The organism is Auritidibacter sp. NML100628 (assembly GCF_003185985.1).
Lineage (GTDB): Bacteria > Actinomycetota > Actinomycetes > Actinomycetales > Micrococcaceae > Auritidibacter > Auritidibacter ignavus.
Map to the genome: position 1 here is coordinate 15,415 of NZ_QHLP01000014.1, position 16,873 is coordinate 32,287.

Here is a 16,873-nt window from a genome sequence, read left to right on the forward strand (position 1 = left end):
CACCGTGTTGGCGGCTTCCTTACTTCTCGTGGGTACCGCCAATCTAAGGCTCGGGGATTAAGTGTCCGTAGCCTTCGCGACGCCGCCCTAGTTGTAATTCCCCGTGAGGTTGTGAACGCGTTGGGCGGGCGTTGAGCCTCCGATGCCGGTGTGGGGTCGGTGGTGATTATAGTAGTGCAACCAGTCAGCATAGGTCTCGGCTCGGGCTTCGTCGCTGTAGTAGGTTTCAGCGTAGGCCCATTCTTGGGCTAGGGTGCGGTTGAAGCGTTCAACTTTGCCATTGGTTTGCGGCCGATAGGGTCTGGTGTACCGGTGTTTGATCTCTGGGCCGAGCGTGTCGTTGAACAGGCGTGAGCGGTAGCAGGAGCCATTATCGGTCATCACCGCGGTGACGGTGATGCCAGCATCGGTGAAGAACGCTTGGGCGCGTTGCCAGAAGGCGGCGGCGGTGTCTTGGCGTTCATTGGGCAGGATCTCGGAATAGGCCAGCCGGGAGTGGTCATCCACCGCGTGATGCAGGTAGGCGTAGCCGCGGCCTGTGTTGCCATACCCGTTGTTCTTGCGTCCAGCTGCCCCGAGTTTCCGGTGGCCGCCACCATCAGGGATCCGGCCGAGTTTTTTGATGTCGACATGCACCAGCTCCCCGGCGGTGGCCTTCTCGTAACGCACTGGCGAAAGTTTGCGCATCGGTAGTCCGGTGGCCTGATCCAACCAGGCCAGTGGTGGCATGTTGTACCGTGCTAACACCCGCCCCACCGTCGATCGAGCGATCCCCAGGTGGTAACTGATCCGATGTGGGCCCCACCGCCGGGTAAACCGAAGCGCAATAATGCGGCGTTCTCGCCGGGGTGACAGTCGGTTGGGACAGCGCCGGGGTCGAGACGAGCGGTCGGTCAACGGGTCTCCGGCCCGATACCGTGTCGCCCATTTCGACGCGGTAGCGGGTGACACTTGGAATCGCTCGGCAGCTCGACGAATCCTCCACCCCTCCTCGACGATGAGCACGGCCAGGCGTCGGCGACCTTCGGGCGTCAGGGGTGCATTAGGGTGGGACATGAAGACCTCCGGATTGATGAGTGTTGTGGTAAACCCCATCTGTACCGGAGGTCTTCATCCTACCGCGAGTGTTCACAACCTCCCGAGGAACTACACCTAGGAACAAAACCCGGGGCACTTCAGTCTGGTTCGTTCGGATCGCTACGACAAGCACGCTCTGATCATGGTGGCATTATGGTGGCACTGTGTCACGTGAATGTGAACGCACGAACCCTCGGTGAGCTTGTCGTGTACTGGAATGAACCACAGAAACTGGCCGATAAAACTCCACCTGTTTCGTGGCATCAACATCGTCCAGACCAACCATCATGCCACCACTGTCACACCCGATAGCACGCTGGTACATGACAAATCACCGCCACCATCTGAACCGAGGATTCAGGAACTGCTGAAAGAACTTGTGGCCCCACACGCTAAGCTGTGGGTGGTAGTGGATCAGCCCAAGACTCTCGGCACATTGGTAATTGCCGTTGCCCAACACCTTGGGATTCAGATGCCGTATTTGCCTGGATTAACCATGCGCCGGGTAGCCGATCTGCATCCGGGCCAGGCCAGAACGGACGCTCGAGACGCCGACATTATCGCTGAAACAGCAGGCACCATGCCCCATACGCTGGGCGGTATGACTGTAGCTGAAGAGCACATTGCCGAACTGCCGCACAACTGACCCAGGTGCGCAATCGCTTGCCAGGCCTGCTGACCCAGATCCATCCCTCGCTCGAGACAGTACTAGAACCTCGACTCGCTCATCCAGCGGTGGTGGATCTACTGGGCCGGTATCCCACCCCAGCAACCCTCCAACGGGCCGGGCGAGGACACTTCAGAACCGGTTCACGAAACTCGCGCCCCGTATCCCGATGCGACTCACCGACGAGATCTTGGCAACACTCACCGAACAAACCACCGTCGTGACCGGAACCAGAGCCGCTGAACATATTATCGGGCGCTTGGCTACCCAACTTCAGCAGCTCACCCAACAGCGACTCGACATCGAAACTGAGATCCTGTCAGTAGTTGATGCCCACCCCTTTACCGACTTCCTGACGTCCATGCCCGGCGTAGGGATCAGGGCAGTCGCACGAATCCTCACCGAAGTGGTGGGCAAAGACTTTAAATCCGCAACAGACCTGGCCGCGTCTGCTGGCATCGCACCCGTCACCGGCCAATCGGGGACTTCGACCCGCGGCCAAGCGCCCTGCAGACGTGGCAACAAAGTCCTCAAACGAGCGCTGTTTTTGTTTGCCTTTGCCTCGATCAAAGACAGCCCCGCTTCGCGCGCCTACTATGATAAAAAACGCGCCGAAGGGGAACGTCACAACCAAGCCCTCATCGCCCTAGCCCGTCGAAGAACTGACGTCCTATTCGCTATACTCAGAAACGGTACCTTCTACGAATCTCAACCAGCCCCACTAACACCAGCGGCTTGACGAAAACGATAGAAGCCCCCCGGACCCCGTTCCAGCACTCTGCACAGGTGGTCAGATTATTCTGACTTCTCGGATGTCGTGGGCTCCGGTTTCGCATCCACGCCAGCTTCCTTGCGCTGCTGAGCGGTGATCGGCGCCGGAGCCTGGGTGAGTGGGTCGAAACCGTTACCGGTCTTCGGGAAGGCGATCACCTCACGGATTGAGTCGGTTCCGGCCAGCAGGGCCACGATCCGGTCCCACCCGAAGGCAATTCCGCCGTGCGGGGGTGCCCCGTATTGGAAAGCATCCAGCAAGAACCCGAACTTCTCCCGGGCTTCCTCATCGGTAATGCCCATGACGTTAAAGGCACGTTGCTGAACCTCGGGATTGTGGATACGAATCGAGCCACCACCAATTTCATTGCCATTGCAGACAATGTCGTAGGCATAGGCCAATGCCGAGCCCGGGTCGGTGTCGAAAGTGTCCAAAAACTCCGGTTTGGGCGAGGTGAAGGCATGGTGGACCGCTGTCCAGGCGCCGGACCCAACGGCCACATCTCCGGCGGCCACCGCTTCGTCAGCGGGTTCGAACATCGGAGCATCCACAACCCAGACGAATGCCCAGTCTTGGTCGGTTGCGGCGATTTCGGAGGGGTGCTTAATCAAACCGGTGCGGTGACCGATTTCCACCCGAGCTGCCCCCAGTAGCGCACGGGACTCGGTGGGCTTGCCGGCTGCGAAGAAGATGCAGTCCCCGGGCTGGGCGCCGGTGGCATCAGCCAGCCCGGCCTTTTCGTCTTCGGAAATATTCTTCGCGACCGGGCCGGTTAGCTCACCGTCATCCTGAATCAGCACGTAGGCCAACCCCTTGGCCCCGCGTTGCTTGGCCCATTCTTGCCAGGCGTCCAGGGTGCGACGCGGCTGGGAAGCGCCACCGGGCATCACCACAGCGCCGACGTAGTCGTTCTGGAACACCCGGAAAGGGGTGTTAGCGAAGTACTCGGTCAGCTCGGTCAGTTCCAAGCCAAAGCGCAAATCCGGCTTGTCCGTCCCGTATGAGGCCATGGCCTCCGCGTAGGTCATCCGCGGAAATGGGGCCGACAGTTCCACCCCGATCAGCGACCATAGCTGGGCAATGATTTTTTCGGCTAACTCGATCACGTCGTCTTCTTCTACGAACGATGCCTCAATATCCAGCTGGGTGAACTCTGGCTGACGGTCGGCGCGGAAGTCCTCGTCGCGGTAGCAACGGGCGATCTGGTAGTAGCGTTCAATACCGCCCACTTGCAAAAGCTGCTTGAACAGTTGCGGGGACTGCGGTAGCGCATACCACGAGCCCGGTGCTAGCCGGGCCGGAACCAAGAAGTCGCGAGCGCCTTCTGGAGTGGAGCGGGTCAGGGTTGGGGTTTCGACCTCATGGAATCCTTCCTCGGCCAGCAACGTGCGTGCCACCCGGTTGACCTCCGAGCGTAGGCGGATAATCCGGGCCGGCTCCGGGCGACGCAGATCCAGGTACCGGTAGCGCAGGCGGGCTTCTTCCCCGACTTCGACGTGCTCATCGATCTGGAAGGGCAACGGGGCGGCGGCATTGAGTACAGTGACCTCCGAGGCAAACAGCTCGACGTCCCCGGAAGTGATGTTCGGATTCTCGTTGCCTTCGGGGCGACGTCGGACCTCGGCGGTAACCTGCAGGACGTATTCGTTGCGCAGGTGATCGAAATCTGCCTCATCGTGGATGACGATCTGGCCCAGCCCCGAGACATCACGCAGATCGACGAAGGCTACCCCTCCGTGATCGCGCCGGCGGGCCACCCAGCCTGCCACGGTGACGGTTTCTCCGATGTTCTCGGCGGTGAGCTCGCCAAGCTGATGAGTGCGCAACACAGTGCAACGACCCCTTAAACGTGTTGTGGTTTGTCTATCTGATGCTCGTGGACACGATCAGCTTTGTATTCTACCGGCTCTGTCTCGTGCCTGGAGCCTGTGGCCTGGAGGCGCGCTGGCCCCTAACGTGTGGCTCGTACCTGAGGGTCCAGGTCGTCGGCCGGTGGCATCCAGGTGGTGGGATCAGCTGGGACTTGTTCCCCGGAGCGAAGATCTTTCACCTCGTGGGAGACGCTGCCATCCTCAGCGACCGAGGAGAACCACACGAAGGGGATGCCCCGCTTATCGGCGTATTTGATCTGCTTACCGAATTTCTCGGCCGAGACCGCGACCTCGGTGCTAATGCCACGCTCACGCAACTGTTGAGCGGTATCCAGTGCGGTGTCCCAGTCCTGATCGTGGGTCAGCGCCACCAGCACACAGCTGGGTACCGAGCGCGAGGCTTCGGCCATGGTCTGCGACAGGATACGCATCACCAGGCGAGTCACGCCGATGGATAGCCCCACACCGGGGAAACTGCGCTTGCCTTTGGTGGCCAGCGAGTCGTAGCGACCACCAGAGCAAATTGACCCGAGTTGTTCGTGACCGACCAGCACGGTTTCATACACCGTACCGGTGTAGTAGTCCAAACCACGGGCAATGGATAAGTCCGCCACGGCGGTGCCCGGAACCCGGCGGTGGAGCTGATCGATGACCTCGGCCAGCTCGGTCAGACCTTCCTCCAGCAGTTCGTGTTCCACGCCGAGAGCACGAACTTGATCAACGAATCCGGTGTCTTCGGTGCGAATCTGGGCCAAGGCCAGGGCTTGTTCGGCCTGTTGAGCGGTGGCACCAACTTCATCCTGCAACGCTTCGGCAACCTTCTCAGCACCGATTTTTTCTAGCTTGTCAATATTGCGCAACACGCCCTCAGTGTCGTCCAACCCAATCCCACGGTAAAAGCCTTCGGCGAGTTTGCGATTATTAATCCGAATGGTGAACTCGCCAATGGGAAGTTTACTGAGGGCTTCGGCCATCACGAGGGCGACGTCGATGTCGTAGCGGAAACCCAGCTGACCGTCACCGACCACATCGATATCGGCCTGGGTGAATTCACGGGCACGACCTTCTTGGGGGCGTTCACCCCGCCAGACTTTCTGAATTTGGTAGCGGCGGAATGGGAAGTGCAAATATCCGGCGTTTTCGGTGACGTACCGGGCGAAGGGAACGGTGAGGTCGAAATGCAATGCCAGGCGGTTGGGGTCGTCGCTGGCTTGGTCTTCATCGCCTTGCAGGCGTGACACCGCGTAGACCTCTTTGTCGATCTCTCCCTTACGTAACAGGGTACCGAGGGTTTCCACAGCACGAGTTTCAATATTGGTGAACCCATGGAGCCGGAAGACCTCGGTCAATGTCTGTAACACATGCAATTCCACCATGCGTTCAGCTGGTAACCATTCGTTGAAGCCAGAGAGGGAGCTCTTCCGTGCCATAGTCTGTTGCGTTCTCCAGGGGTCGATTGCGGTGATGCCGCTGGGATGTCATTTCGGCATCGATTCACTGAATACCATGCCATTCTATGCCTATCGGGGTAGGCTATTTGTGACCATGTGTGCCGATTCTCCACTTTATGGAGGCAGGCACACCCGGCCAATACCAGGAGAGTTTTAGCGGTGACTAACGGTCAAGAATCCGACAACCCACAACCCGTCTTATCCGATGCCGAACAGAACAGCCAGGCGACAGAAAGCCAGGCTGTGGACCAACAGTCCGCCGATGGTACTGAGGTCCAGGAAGCCGCTGAGGCCCAGGAACAGGACGTGTTGGCATCCACGGTAGCTACCGAATCGGCCCCCGAGCCGACGCCGGCCCCCAAACCCAGCGCTCTGGCTCCCAAACCGGGGACTCCGCTGACAGTACCGGCCACGGCGACGCCGAAGACTCCGGTTGCTCCGGCCGTGCCGGACTTCCACACGGATCTGGCACAGGCGCGCCCGTTCGCTGATGTCGCCGAGGACGGCACCGTGTTCTTGATCGATGGTGACGACCGGCTCGAAGTAGGTCAGGTCACCGATGCCACTGAAGACCAAGCGCTGGCATACTTCGTGCGCAAATACGATGACGTGATGGCACAGTTGCTCCTGCTGGAGCAACGCTTGTCCACCGATACCGCCACCAACGAGCTGACGAAGACGCTGAAGCCTCTAGCCGATGCCGTGGAGGCTCGTGGCATGGTCGGTGATATGTCAGCGTTGCGGGAGAAGGTTGCACAGCTTTCCACCGCCCTCGAGAATCGGCGCGAGCGGGAAAAGCAGGCCCGGGCCGAGGCCTTGGAAGAACAGCGCCAGCAGCGTGAAGCAGTGGTCAACGAAGCCGAGGAACTGGCTGCACAAGATCCCCAACAGATTCACTGGAAGAAGACCTCCAACCGGATGAAGGAGCTCTTTGAGAGCTGGCGGGAACTCCAGAAATCCGGCCCGCGGTTATCCAAAGACGTCGAAGATGCACTGTGGAAGCGGTTCCGTTCGGCTCGGAATCGGTTCGATAAGGCGCGCCGGGCCTTTTTCTCGGAACTGGATAGCAAGAATGCTGAGGCCAAGAAGGTCAAGGAGAAGCTGATCAGTGAGGCTGAAGAGCTACAGCATTCCACGGATTGGGCTCGCACCACGCAGAAGTACCGTGATCTGATGACGGCGTGGAAGAAAGCTCCGCGGGCGGCGCGCAAGGAAGACGATGCGCTGTGGGCTCGTTTCCGCGCCGCTCAGGACGTGTTCTTCGGTGCTCGTCAGGCCGCTCACGACGAGATCGATCGCGAATTCCAGCAGAATCTTCAGGTCAAGGAACAAATCCTGGAGGAAGGTCGCAGCCTTCTGCCCTTTACCGATGTCGAGAAAGCCCGGGCTACCATGAATGATCTACGCACTCGGTGGGATGAGGCCGGAAAGGTTCCGCGCAAGGATATCTCGCGCATGGATGCTGGCTTCCGCGAACTTGAAGACGCGTTGCAACAGATCGAGGATGACCACTGGTCACGAACCAACCCGGAAACTAAGGCACGCACCAATTCTGCCCTGGCCCAGCTCGAAGAAACCATCGCTCAACTGGAGACAGAATTGGCACAAGCCCAAGAAGCCGGCGATGAACGCAAGATTGCTGAGAAGCAAGAAGCACTGGACGCCCGCCGGGCTTGGTTGCAAGCGGTCCAAGCCTCGGCCGAGTAACTGCACGATCGATCGTCTCGACGAGGTCGTTAATGAAGACCTCGGGGCTAGCTGTCCACAGCGGGAACACCCGCCTCAGCTACCAAGTACTGGCTGTCCACAATGGTGTCCTGAGTATTTTTCCCGGTGCCACCTCGTGACATTCTGGAGGCATGCCTCAGCCAGACACTTCGTCCTCGATCCCGGTTCCCACCACCCGCCAACGTCTCGACCGTGCGGTAAGTCGCTTAATTCATCCCGACGCACCGTTGAGCCCAGGCGAATTGCAGGCTTTGCAGTTACGTGGCGTGATCCGTGAACAAGTTGGCGGGAGCTTCATCAAGACCGAACATCCCGATAGCGTGTTGCAACGAGCAGTAGCCGCCTATTGCTTTGGTGCCAACTTATTTACCGGACGTTGGGCGCTATCTCATTCCACCGCAGCCTGGATTCATCTCTCAGGCCCTGCACCAGCGGATTTTCAGGCGGTCAGTGGTCACCCTCGACGGATGTCGCGGTCGAAGACGCGTGGCATCCAGGTCACGATGCGCAAAATCGAGTACATGCAGGCTGTGGAGACGAGCCTCCACCACGGGCTCATTTTGAGTCTGGGTCCGATCCTGTTTACCAGTGTGGAACAAACGATCATCGACCTGTTGCGCTTCTTTCCGGGAAATCACCAGCTCCGCACCGTCAGCGAGCTCTTACCGCACTGTGATGAGGCTCGGCTGGCCCGAACGCTGGCGTCACAGCGTCATCTGGCGGGGATGGAGACCGCGATAGCCCGTTATCGTCAGCTCGTCCAGCCAGCAGCCTAGGGATTATTTCTTACTCGAGCGCTTTTTCCGCTCGGAGGACCGGTAAACCTCGTAGACACCATCGATCCGACGAATCGCATTGAGCAGGTGCTTCAGGTAGCCGGGATCTCCCATTTCGAACACGAAGCTCGACGAGGCGATCCTGTTCTTCCGGGTGGTGGACGTGGCCGAGAGGATATTGACGTGGTGTTCAGCAAGGATCCGGGTGACATCAGAGAGCAACGAGGTCCGGTCCAGGGCGTCAACGGTGATGTCGACAATGAACACCGAGTCCTGGGTTGGTTGCCAATCGACCTGGATGAGACGCTCCGAATCGTTGGCGAGATTACTGATGTTGTTGCAGTCGGCACGGTGGACCGAAATGCCAGTACCACGGGTGACGAATCCGATGATCTCATCGGGTGGCACCGGGGTGCAGCACCGGGCCAGTTTTGCCATCACGTCTCCGGCTCCCGGAACCACCACGCCAGAATCCGAGCCGCGGGTTGGTCTTGGAATGAGTGGCAGGGAGATGGTGTCGGGGTCGTTATCGTCCACCAGCTTCGGTTCCGGCTCGGGAGGTGATACCAGTTTCTCCACCCGATCCAGCACATTCTCAACCGACACGTTGCCATCACCGATCGCCGCGTAAACCCCGGAGACTCCCCCAACGTTGAGTTGGTCGGCCACATCGCCCAGAATCCCGGCGTTCATGATCTTCTGGAGTGGCAACGGATGTTTGCGGGCTTCTTTGGTCAACAGCTCCTTGCCACGTTCGACAATTTCGTCGCGACGTTCTTTCGAGAACCATTGCCGGATTCTATGTCGAGCACGACCGGAGCGGACGAAGCCCAACCAGTCTTGACTGGGTGCGGCATCTTCGGACTTGGAGGTGAAGATTTCGACCCAGTCACCGTGATTCAGCACGTAGTTCAAGGCCACCAAGCGACCATTGACCCTGGCACCTACGGTACGGTGCCCCACCTGCGTGTGAACCGCGTACGCGAAATCCACCGGTGTCGAGCCCGATGGGAGGGCTTTGATTTCACCTTGCGGTGTAAAAACGTAGACCTCGGAGGACCCTATTTCGGTCCGAAGCGAGTCCAAGAAGTCGTCGGGGTCCTGAGCATCTTTTTGCCAATCCAACACGGCCTTCAGCCAACCGGGTGTGCTCGCGGTGTCCGCGGCGTTCCCACCACCGCGATGCTTGTACTTCCAGTGGGCTGCCACACCGTATTCGGCCCGATGGTGCATTTCATGGGTGCGGATCTGGATTTCCACCGGTTTACCGCGGGGCCCGATCACCGTGGTGTGAAGCGACTGATACATGTTGTACTTCGGCATCGCAATATAGTCTTTGAAACGCCCCGGCATCGGCGACCACTTGGCGTGTAGCACGCCTAAGGCCGCATAGCAGTCGCGCACAGAGTCCACCATGACCCTGACCCCGAGCAGATCGTAGATATCGTTGAACTCTTTTCCGCGCGCCTGCATCTTTTGATAGATCGAGTAGTAGTGCTTGGGGCGACCGGTGATCGTGGCATTGATTTTCGCCTCGCGCAGGGTCTGTTCGATGATGTCGGTCAGCTGGGCAATATTTTTTTGTCGCTCCGGAGTGCGCTCCCCCACTAGGCGCACAATCTCGGAGTACATTTTCGGCCACAAGGCGGCAAATGAGAGATCCTCCAACTCCCACTTGATCGTGTTCATGCCCAGCCGGTGGGCCAAAGGGGCATAGATTTCCAGGGTCTCTTGGGCTTTCCGAGCCGAGGACTCCGGTGGCACGTAGCGCCAGGTGCGCGCATTGTGCAGACGGTCAGCGAGTTTGATCAGGAGCACGCGGACATCTTTGGCCATGGCCAACACCATTTTGCGCACAGTCTCTGCTTGTGCGGCGGCACCAAAATGCACTTTATCGAGCTTGGTGACACCGTCGACGAGCAGGGCGACTTCTTCGCCAAATTCGGCGGTGAGCTGCTCGAGGGAGTAGGAGGTGTCCTCGACGGTGTCATGCAACAGCGCTGCCGCCAACGTCGTGCCCGTCATACCCAATTCAGCCAAGATCGTGGCCACTGCCACCGGGTGGGTAATGTAGGGGTCCCCCGACTTACGGAATTGGCCGTCATGGTGTTGTTCAGCAATGGTGAAGGCCCGGATAATCACGTCCAGGTCTTCTTTGGGGTGGCGGACCTTGAGCGTACGAATCAACGGCTCCAGGATGGGCGAATAGTCTGTGCCGCCCATCCTGCCGGTGAGCCTGGCCAGTCGGGAGCGGTGACGTTTGGGCGCAGACCGTTGCCCTCCGGCACCGTGGCGACCGGATTTTTGCGCATCAGAAGTACTACTCATCCGGCACCGCCCCGCTTTCTCTCCGCTGACCTCTGGAACCCAAACGCTGATTCCAGTACGGATTGTGGTTGATTGTTTTCATACACTAGTCCCCCGATGTCGCCGGTGACAAAACACCGGTAGCACCGGGGGGACGGACTGTGGTGCGACGGTCCGGCGCCGTTAGGCTGTCGTAATTTGTTCTTCAGTCACGTCCTCAGGGCGCAGACCGGTTTCCTCACGGAGGTTGAGCACTCTGCGATCATGGTTTTTGACTTTGTCTTCCCCACCCCGCAGCAGTGCATACAGTGGCGCCTGAATAAACAGTGTGGCCAAGGTACCGACGATAATCCCCACGAAGATCGATAGCGAAATATCGCGCAGGGTCCCTGCCCCGAGAAGCCCGGCACCAATAAACAGAATCGACCCGACCGGCAAAATACCTACTATAGAGGTGGTAATGGACCGGACCAAGGTCTGGTTAACCGCCAGGTTGACCATCTCGCGGAAGGTTCTGACGGTATTCTCGTCCATATTCGCGGTATTTTCACGAATCTTATCGAAGACGACCACCGTGTCGTAGAGCGAGTAGGACAAGATGGTCAGGAACCCAATAATGGCTGCGGGCGTGACCTCAAACCCGGTGGCCCCATAGATTCCCACGGTGAGGGCCACCACGTAGAACAACCCCAGCACTGCTGCCAACGACATCTTCCAGGTCCGGAAGTAGATGGCCATCAGCACGGTAACCAGCACAATGAAGATCACCAAGCCAATCAACATCTGCTGAGAAATCGCCTCACCCCAGGTCGGGCCCACGAAGCTGGAGGTCACGTCATTGGCCGAGACCTGATAGGCCTCTTGCAGATTGGAGGCCACCTCAAGGGTCTGGTCATCGGTGAGCTCTTCGGTTTGAACCCGCATGGTTCCGGGCGCGATATTGGTCGCGGTGGCTTCCACCTCAGCAACGACGTCGGTCACGGCCTGCTCGCCCACCGTCGGGTCGGTGTTCTGCACCGAGGAGACGGTGAACTCGGACCCACCACGGAACTCAATGCCGAAGTTGAAGCCACCCCGTGCCACGGTGATACCGACTGCCACCAGTAGCACTATAGCCGCGATGGAAAACCACAGTCGCCACTTCTGGATAAACGGGTAGGACTTTTTGCCCGTATAGAGTTTATTTCCCCACTCAGCGATGCTACTCATTCTGCGTCCTCCGTGGTCTTCTCGTCCTGTGTCAGACCAAGCTTTTCCTCACGCTCTTGTTGCCTGCGCTCGGCAATGGTTTGGCGTCGCTGAGCTTCTTTGGCTCTGCCCTTGATCTTTTTCTTCTTCACGGGTGCCCGGCTGGGTTCGTCGTTAAACTCCCGGACCCGGCCAGCGCCCTGGTAGAGCGCTTTTTGTCCCAGCAACGAGGGGTCCATCCCCGACAGCGGATGTCCGCCACCGAAGAACTTCGTTCGTGCTAACAGTTGCATAACTGGGTGGGTGAACATAAACACCAGCAACACATCGATCAGTGCCGTCAGGCCCAGAGTGAAGGCGAAACCGCGGACATTACCGACAGCCACGAAGTACAGCACTACCGCGGCCAGCAGGTTCACGGCCTTAGAAACGATAATGGTACGTTTAGCCCGCGACCACCCGAATTCCACGGCTGATTCGAACCGTCGCCCCGACCTCATTTCGTCCTTGATTCTTTCAAAGTAGACGATAAAGGAGTCCGCGGTCAGACCAACGGCGACGATAATACCGGCCATACCGGCCAGCGATAATCGATAATTATCCGACCAACCCAGCAACACGATCGCCACGTAGGTCAGCAGGAACATCACCAGCAACGAGGTCAGGGTGACAAAACCCAGGGCACGGTACTGGTAGAACTGGTAGACCGCCACCAGGCCCAAACCGATCAGTCCAGCCACCACGCCCCAGAACAACTGGTCCTGGCCCAGGGTCGCCGAAATCTGTTGTTCAGATTCGATAGTGAAGCTAATCGGCAGAGCACCATATTGGAGCTGTTCGGCCAGGGCTTGGGCCGATACTTCGGTGAAGTTTCCTTCAATGGTGGCACGGCCGTCGGTGATCACCGCATTCGAACGCGGTGCGGAAACGATGGTGCCATCCAGGACAATCGCAAACTGGTTCTGTGGTTCCGGCATGCCCGTGATGCGCTGAGTGACCTCGCGGAAGGCCTCGGTGCCCTCGTCGTCGAAGCTGAGGTTGACCACCCAGTTATTAGCCGACACTCCAGTTGGGGTCTGTGCCATACCGTAGTCGGCGTTGTCGATCTGGGTCCCTTCAACTTCGACGGGGCCCAGAATGTATTTCATCCCATACTCAGGGTCACAGGCGACGACCGCTTCATCTGTGGGTAGTTGTTCGTTTATTTCCTGCTGTTGTTGCTCACGACAGTCGGTGTTTTGAAACTCGTAGGCCAGCTCTGGGGTGATCCAGTTCTGATCCGAGCCATCTTCGGGTTCCGCCTCTGGCTCGGGGAAGTCCTCCACGTCTTGGCGCTCCTCTTCCGGGGTAGCAATACCCGGGGCGCCTTGGAGGACCGCGCGGAATTCCATATTGGCCGAGGCCTGGATTAAATCGCGGGTTTGTTGATCCGGGTTGCCGGGCAGGGCGACCACAACGTTGTTATCGCCTTGGGTATTAATTTCAGCTTCCGAGACACCGGAACCATCCACACGGGCACGAATAATCTCGACGGCCTGGTTCAGCGTTTCGTCGGTGACTTCTTCACCAGAGGCGGTCTGCGGTGAGAGCACCATCTGGGTACCGCCTTCGAGGTCCAAGGCGAGCAGGGGCAAGCCATTGGTTTGGTTGGTGGCGATACCTACGCCGAGGATGCCAGCCAGCACGACGACTATCGCTGCCAGCCAGCCCAGAGTGCGTCGCGCGCGCCCTTGGGGGGTTTTTGAGGCCATGATGGTGTGGATCTTTCAGTTCTGGAGTGCGGACTCACGAAAGGTTCAGCACCCCGGGGTGCTGAACCTTTCGTGATGGTCTGGTGGTTATTTCTTCTCGTCGTCGTTTGGGGAATCTTTGTCGGTCTCCTCGGTCGAACCGTATTCTTCGCGGGGATCCTCCGGGTTACCCGATGCCTGAGTGTCGGTGGCGTCGCGGTTCTCGCTGTTGATCACGATCTTGTTGGACTCATCCGGTGTTGGTTCCGAGCTAGCAGTCGAGTCAGCGGTGTCTGCCACCGGTTCGATGACTTGAGCAATGGTCTGCAGGTGTACGGTCACGCTGTTGCCGGGCGAGACCTCAAGGACCACCTTATTGTCGTCGTGGTTGACCGAAATCACGGTACCGAAGATTCCGGCAGCGGTCATGACCTCAACGCCCGGGGCCAAGGCCTGGCGAGTTTCCATCTGCTTCTTCTGCTGTTTCCGGGTGCCACGCATGGACAAGAAGATCAGCAGACCGAAGATGACCAGCATGACGATCAAAAAGCCAGCGCCAAAACCGCCGCCACCTTCAGCATTCTGAGCCAGTGGGTTGACGAGATGAGTCAGGTCAGCAAAGTGCATGTATCGATCCAATTCCTCGGGACAATGATGTCTAGATCTTCCACCACGACAAGTCTCGTGGTGGAACGCATTATTCTCAGGCTACCTTAGGCACCTGAGGTCGGGCCTAATTCTTAAGGGTCACCTTCACGCTGGAGACCATTCTCACGGCACGGTCGCTTGATTTTTGCCCGGATCTAGTCGTGGGACTCGTCCCGGGAGAAGTCATCTGGGCCGAATAACGGAGAGGTCTGACCGGGTTCATCGGTCTGGGATTCTGCGAGTCGCCACATTGACTGCACCTCTGCGTTGTGAGGAACATCAAGTCCTAAATGTTCCCAGGCCGCCGGCATCGCGATCCGCCCGCGCGGGGTACGTCCCAGGAGTCCTTCACGCACTAGGTAGGGCTCGGCAACTTCTTCGACGGTTTCGACCTCTTCACCGACGGCAATGGCCAGGGTGGACAGTCCGACCGGGCCTCCGCCAAATTTCTGACACAATGCTTCGAGCACGCCACGATCGAGGCGGTCCAAACCACGCCGGTCAATTTCGTAGATATCCAGGGCGGTGGAGGCCGACCGGGCATCCACTTCGTCAAGGTGGTGGACCAGTGCCCAGTCACGCACCCGGCGTAGCAGTCGGTTGGCGATACGCGGGGTACCACGGGACCGTGTTGCGATTTCGGCAAAGGCTCCCGGTGACAGGCGCATATCCAGCATGGCTGCCGAGCGGCGTAGCACCAGTTCGAGTTCGGCCACGTCATAGAACTCCAAGTGACCGGTGAAACCAAACCGATCCCGTAGGGGACCCGGCAAGAGCCCCGCTCTGGTGGTGGCTCCGACTAGCGTAAAGGGTGGGAGCTCGAGCGGAATGGACGTCGCCCCAGCACCTTTGCCGACCACGATATCGACCCGAAAATCTTCCATGGCCATATAGAGCATTTCTTCAGCTGGACGTGACATCCGGTGAATTTCATCCAGGAAGAGCACTTCTCCCTCAGTGAGCGAAGAAAGGATCGCAGCGAGGTCACCTGAGTGTTGGATGGCCGGACCAGAGGAGATCCGCAGCGGGGCGTTCATTTCCGCGGCGATAATCATCGACAGGGTGGTTTTGCCCAGCCCCGGAGGACCTGAGAGCAACACGTGGTCGGCGGTGGCATCACGGAGTTTGGCGGCTTCGAGCACTAAGGACAGTTGTTCGCGAACCCGGGATTGGCCTACAAAGTCTCCGAGATGCTTCGGACGCAGTGCGGCCTCAATTTCACGTTCTTCGGTGGAGGCACTGGGCCCGATCAGGCGGGAATCCTGCTCAGCGTTGTGGGGATTGGTACTCATCTCGATCTAGCATGCCTTCCGACGGAGAACGTGTTATGAGTGGAGGCGACGTTGTCCTTGTCCCAGGTGACGCAACGTCGCGCGCAGAACCTGGGAGACGTCCTGTGACTCGCGCAATTCGGGTTCATGTTCCAGAGTGGATTTCAACGCCTTGGTGGCATCCTTGTCGGTCCAGCCGAGCCCGGTGAGAGCTTCGTGGACTTGCTCCTGCCACACCGGGTCATTGCCCGGCGTGGCACCGCTCAGCTGCCCTGGTTGCGCGGGGTTCTCGGTCGGTACGAGCTTACCGGACAGTTCCAGGATGATCCGGCGGGCGGTTTTCGCACCGATGCCGGGCACCTGGGTGAAGGCCTTATCGTCGTCTTGAGCGACCGCGCGCCGGACCTCTTCGGGTGCATAGACCGCCAGAATCGCCAGAGCGATCCGTGGCCCGATCCCGGAGATGGTCAGCATCGTCGTGAAAATTTCGCGTTCGTCCCGGGAGCGAAACCCGTAGAGGGTCATGGCATCTTCACGAACGATCAGCTCGGTCAGCACGCGTGCTTGGTCCTCGATCCGCAGTGTCGCTAGTGTTTGCGGGGTGGCGAAGAAGGTATAGCCGACGCCGTTGACATTGAGCACCGCCGAATCGACACCGAGGTACTCAACCACTCCGGTCAACGAGGAAATCATGAAGCCTCCGTAGCTGTGCGTCGAGCTCCGCCAGGTGTTTTGTCCACTGCCCGTACCGCAAATGATAGAACTAATCTACGAACACTGTACCCCGCAGGGTGCAACCGATGTTAACGGGCACGCCGTTCGGCTTCCAACCACGCTCGCTGGGCTGGGGTTGTGGGGCGGGAATTCTTTGCTGTCGCACCGGGAAATTTCGATGGTCGGGCCGGGCTGGTCAATTTCCCGGTGTCCAGTCCACGCCCGTGGAGTCCCCCGCGCCAGGCGTGGGCGATCGCCAGTGCCATCGCGTCGGCTGCATCGGCGGGTTTCGGTGGCGAATCTAAGCCCAGGACCCGGGTTACCATCGCGGTGACCTGGTTTTTATCGGCGGAACCGTTTCCGGTGACCGCAGCTTTCACCTCGGAGGGGGTCAGCAAAGCGACCGGAATATTGCGTCGGCCCGCCGCTGCGATCACCACTCCGGAAGCTTGGGCGGTACCGACTACGGTTGGCGTGTTGTTTTGAGCGAACATCCGCTCCACGGCCAGGTGGTCGGGACGGTGCGACTCAAAGAAATCGGCAATGGCCTCGTCGATGGTCGCCAGTCGCTCACCGATCGAGGCCGTGTTCGGAGTCCCCACCACGCGTACGTCCACCAGAGTGGCCTGCCGGTTGGGGGCGACGTCGACCACGGCCATGCCACACCGTGTCA

12 protein-coding genes and 1 pseudogene are annotated in these 16,873 nt (G+C 59.0%); 3 read left to right on the forward strand and 10 right to left on the reverse strand.

Annotation, left to right across the window (positions count from 1 at the left end; genetic code table 11):
* Positions 1-87: 87 nt before the first annotated feature.
* Complete coding sequence (locus DCC24_RS09460) at positions 88-1,056, reverse strand: IS481 family transposase (protein ID WP_110099712.1); 969 nt, start codon at positions 1,054-1,056, stop codon at positions 88-90.
* 238 nt (positions 1,057-1,294) lie between these two features.
* Here DCC24_RS09460 and DCC24_RS09465 point away from each other — a divergent pair.
* A pseudogene (locus tag DCC24_RS09465) lies at positions 1,295-2,483 on the forward strand (IS110 family transposase).
* Positions 2,484-2,539: 56 nt separating this feature from the next.
* Here the strand turns inward: DCC24_RS09465 and aspS are convergent.
* The gene (gene aspS, locus DCC24_RS09470; RefSeq protein ID WP_110099681.1) at positions 2,540-4,345 is read right to left on the reverse strand and encodes an aspartate--tRNA ligase; all 1,806 of its coding nucleotides are present in this window, start codon (positions 4,343-4,345) and stop codon (positions 2,540-2,542) included.
* Positions 4,346-4,467: 122 nt separating this feature from the next.
* Complete coding sequence (gene hisS / locus DCC24_RS09475) at positions 4,468-5,817, reverse strand: histidine--tRNA ligase (RefSeq protein ID WP_110099682.1); 1,350 nt, start codon at positions 5,815-5,817, stop codon at positions 4,468-4,470.
* Between the two features lie 180 nt (positions 5,818-5,997).
* On the opposite strand from hisS, the gene DCC24_RS09480 reads away from it, so the two are divergent.
* Together DCC24_RS09480 and DCC24_RS09485 are read left to right on the forward strand one after the other, a co-directional pair.
* On the forward strand, positions 5,998-7,545 hold the full coding sequence (locus DCC24_RS09480) for a DUF349 domain-containing protein (RefSeq protein ID WP_233492055.1): 1,548 nt from the start codon (positions 5,998-6,000) through the stop codon (positions 7,543-7,545).
* A gap of 152 nt (positions 7,546-7,697) precedes the next feature.
* The gene (locus tag DCC24_RS09485; RefSeq protein ID WP_110099683.1) at positions 7,698-8,342 is read left to right on the forward strand and encodes a hypothetical protein; all 645 of its coding nucleotides are present in this window, start codon (positions 7,698-7,700) and stop codon (positions 8,340-8,342) included.
* A 3-nt stretch (positions 8,343-8,345) separates the two neighbouring features.
* Here the strand turns inward: DCC24_RS09485 and DCC24_RS09490 are convergent, their stop codons facing one another.
* The 7 genes from DCC24_RS09490 to DCC24_RS09520 all read right to left on the reverse strand — a co-directional run bounded on the left by DCC24_RS09490 (position 8,346) and on the right by DCC24_RS09520 (position 16,859).
* Positions 8,346-10,565: a bifunctional (p)ppGpp synthetase/guanosine-3',5'-bis(diphosphate) 3'-pyrophosphohydrolase gene (locus tag DCC24_RS09490; RefSeq protein WP_233492060.1), complete on the reverse strand. Its 2,220-nt coding sequence runs from the start codon at positions 10,563-10,565 to the stop codon at positions 8,346-8,348.
* Between the two features lie 267 nt (positions 10,566-10,832).
* Complete coding sequence (gene secF / locus DCC24_RS09495) at positions 10,833-11,858, reverse strand: protein translocase subunit SecF (RefSeq protein ID WP_110099685.1); 1,026 nt, start codon at positions 11,856-11,858, stop codon at positions 10,833-10,835.
* Positions 11,855-13,588: a protein translocase subunit SecD gene (gene secD / locus DCC24_RS09500; RefSeq protein ID WP_110099686.1), complete on the reverse strand. Its 1,734-nt coding sequence runs from the start codon at positions 13,586-13,588 to the stop codon at positions 11,855-11,857. Before secD ends, secF begins: the two co-directional genes overlap by 4 nt.
* A gap of 87 nt (positions 13,589-13,675) precedes the next feature.
* On the reverse strand, positions 13,676-14,194 hold the full coding sequence (gene yajC, locus DCC24_RS09505; protein ID WP_110099687.1) for a preprotein translocase subunit YajC: 519 nt from the start codon (positions 14,192-14,194) through the stop codon (positions 13,676-13,678).
* Between the two features lie 176 nt (positions 14,195-14,370).
* The gene (gene ruvB, locus DCC24_RS09510) at positions 14,371-15,507 is read right to left on the reverse strand and encodes a Holliday junction branch migration DNA helicase RuvB (RefSeq protein WP_110099688.1); all 1,137 of its coding nucleotides are present in this window, start codon (positions 15,505-15,507) and stop codon (positions 14,371-14,373) included.
* A 33-nt stretch (positions 15,508-15,540) separates the two neighbouring features.
* A complete protein-coding gene (ruvA, locus tag DCC24_RS09515; protein WP_110099689.1) occupies positions 15,541-16,179 on the reverse strand; it encodes a Holliday junction branch migration protein RuvA in 639 nt (212 codons plus the stop codon).
* Between the two features lie 110 nt (positions 16,180-16,289).
* Positions 16,290-16,859 (reverse strand): crossover junction endodeoxyribonuclease RuvC, encoded by a 570-nt coding sequence (locus DCC24_RS09520; protein ID WP_110099714.1) that lies wholly within the window; start codon positions 16,857-16,859, stop codon positions 16,290-16,292.
* Between the last annotated feature and the right edge of the window lie 14 nt (positions 16,860-16,873).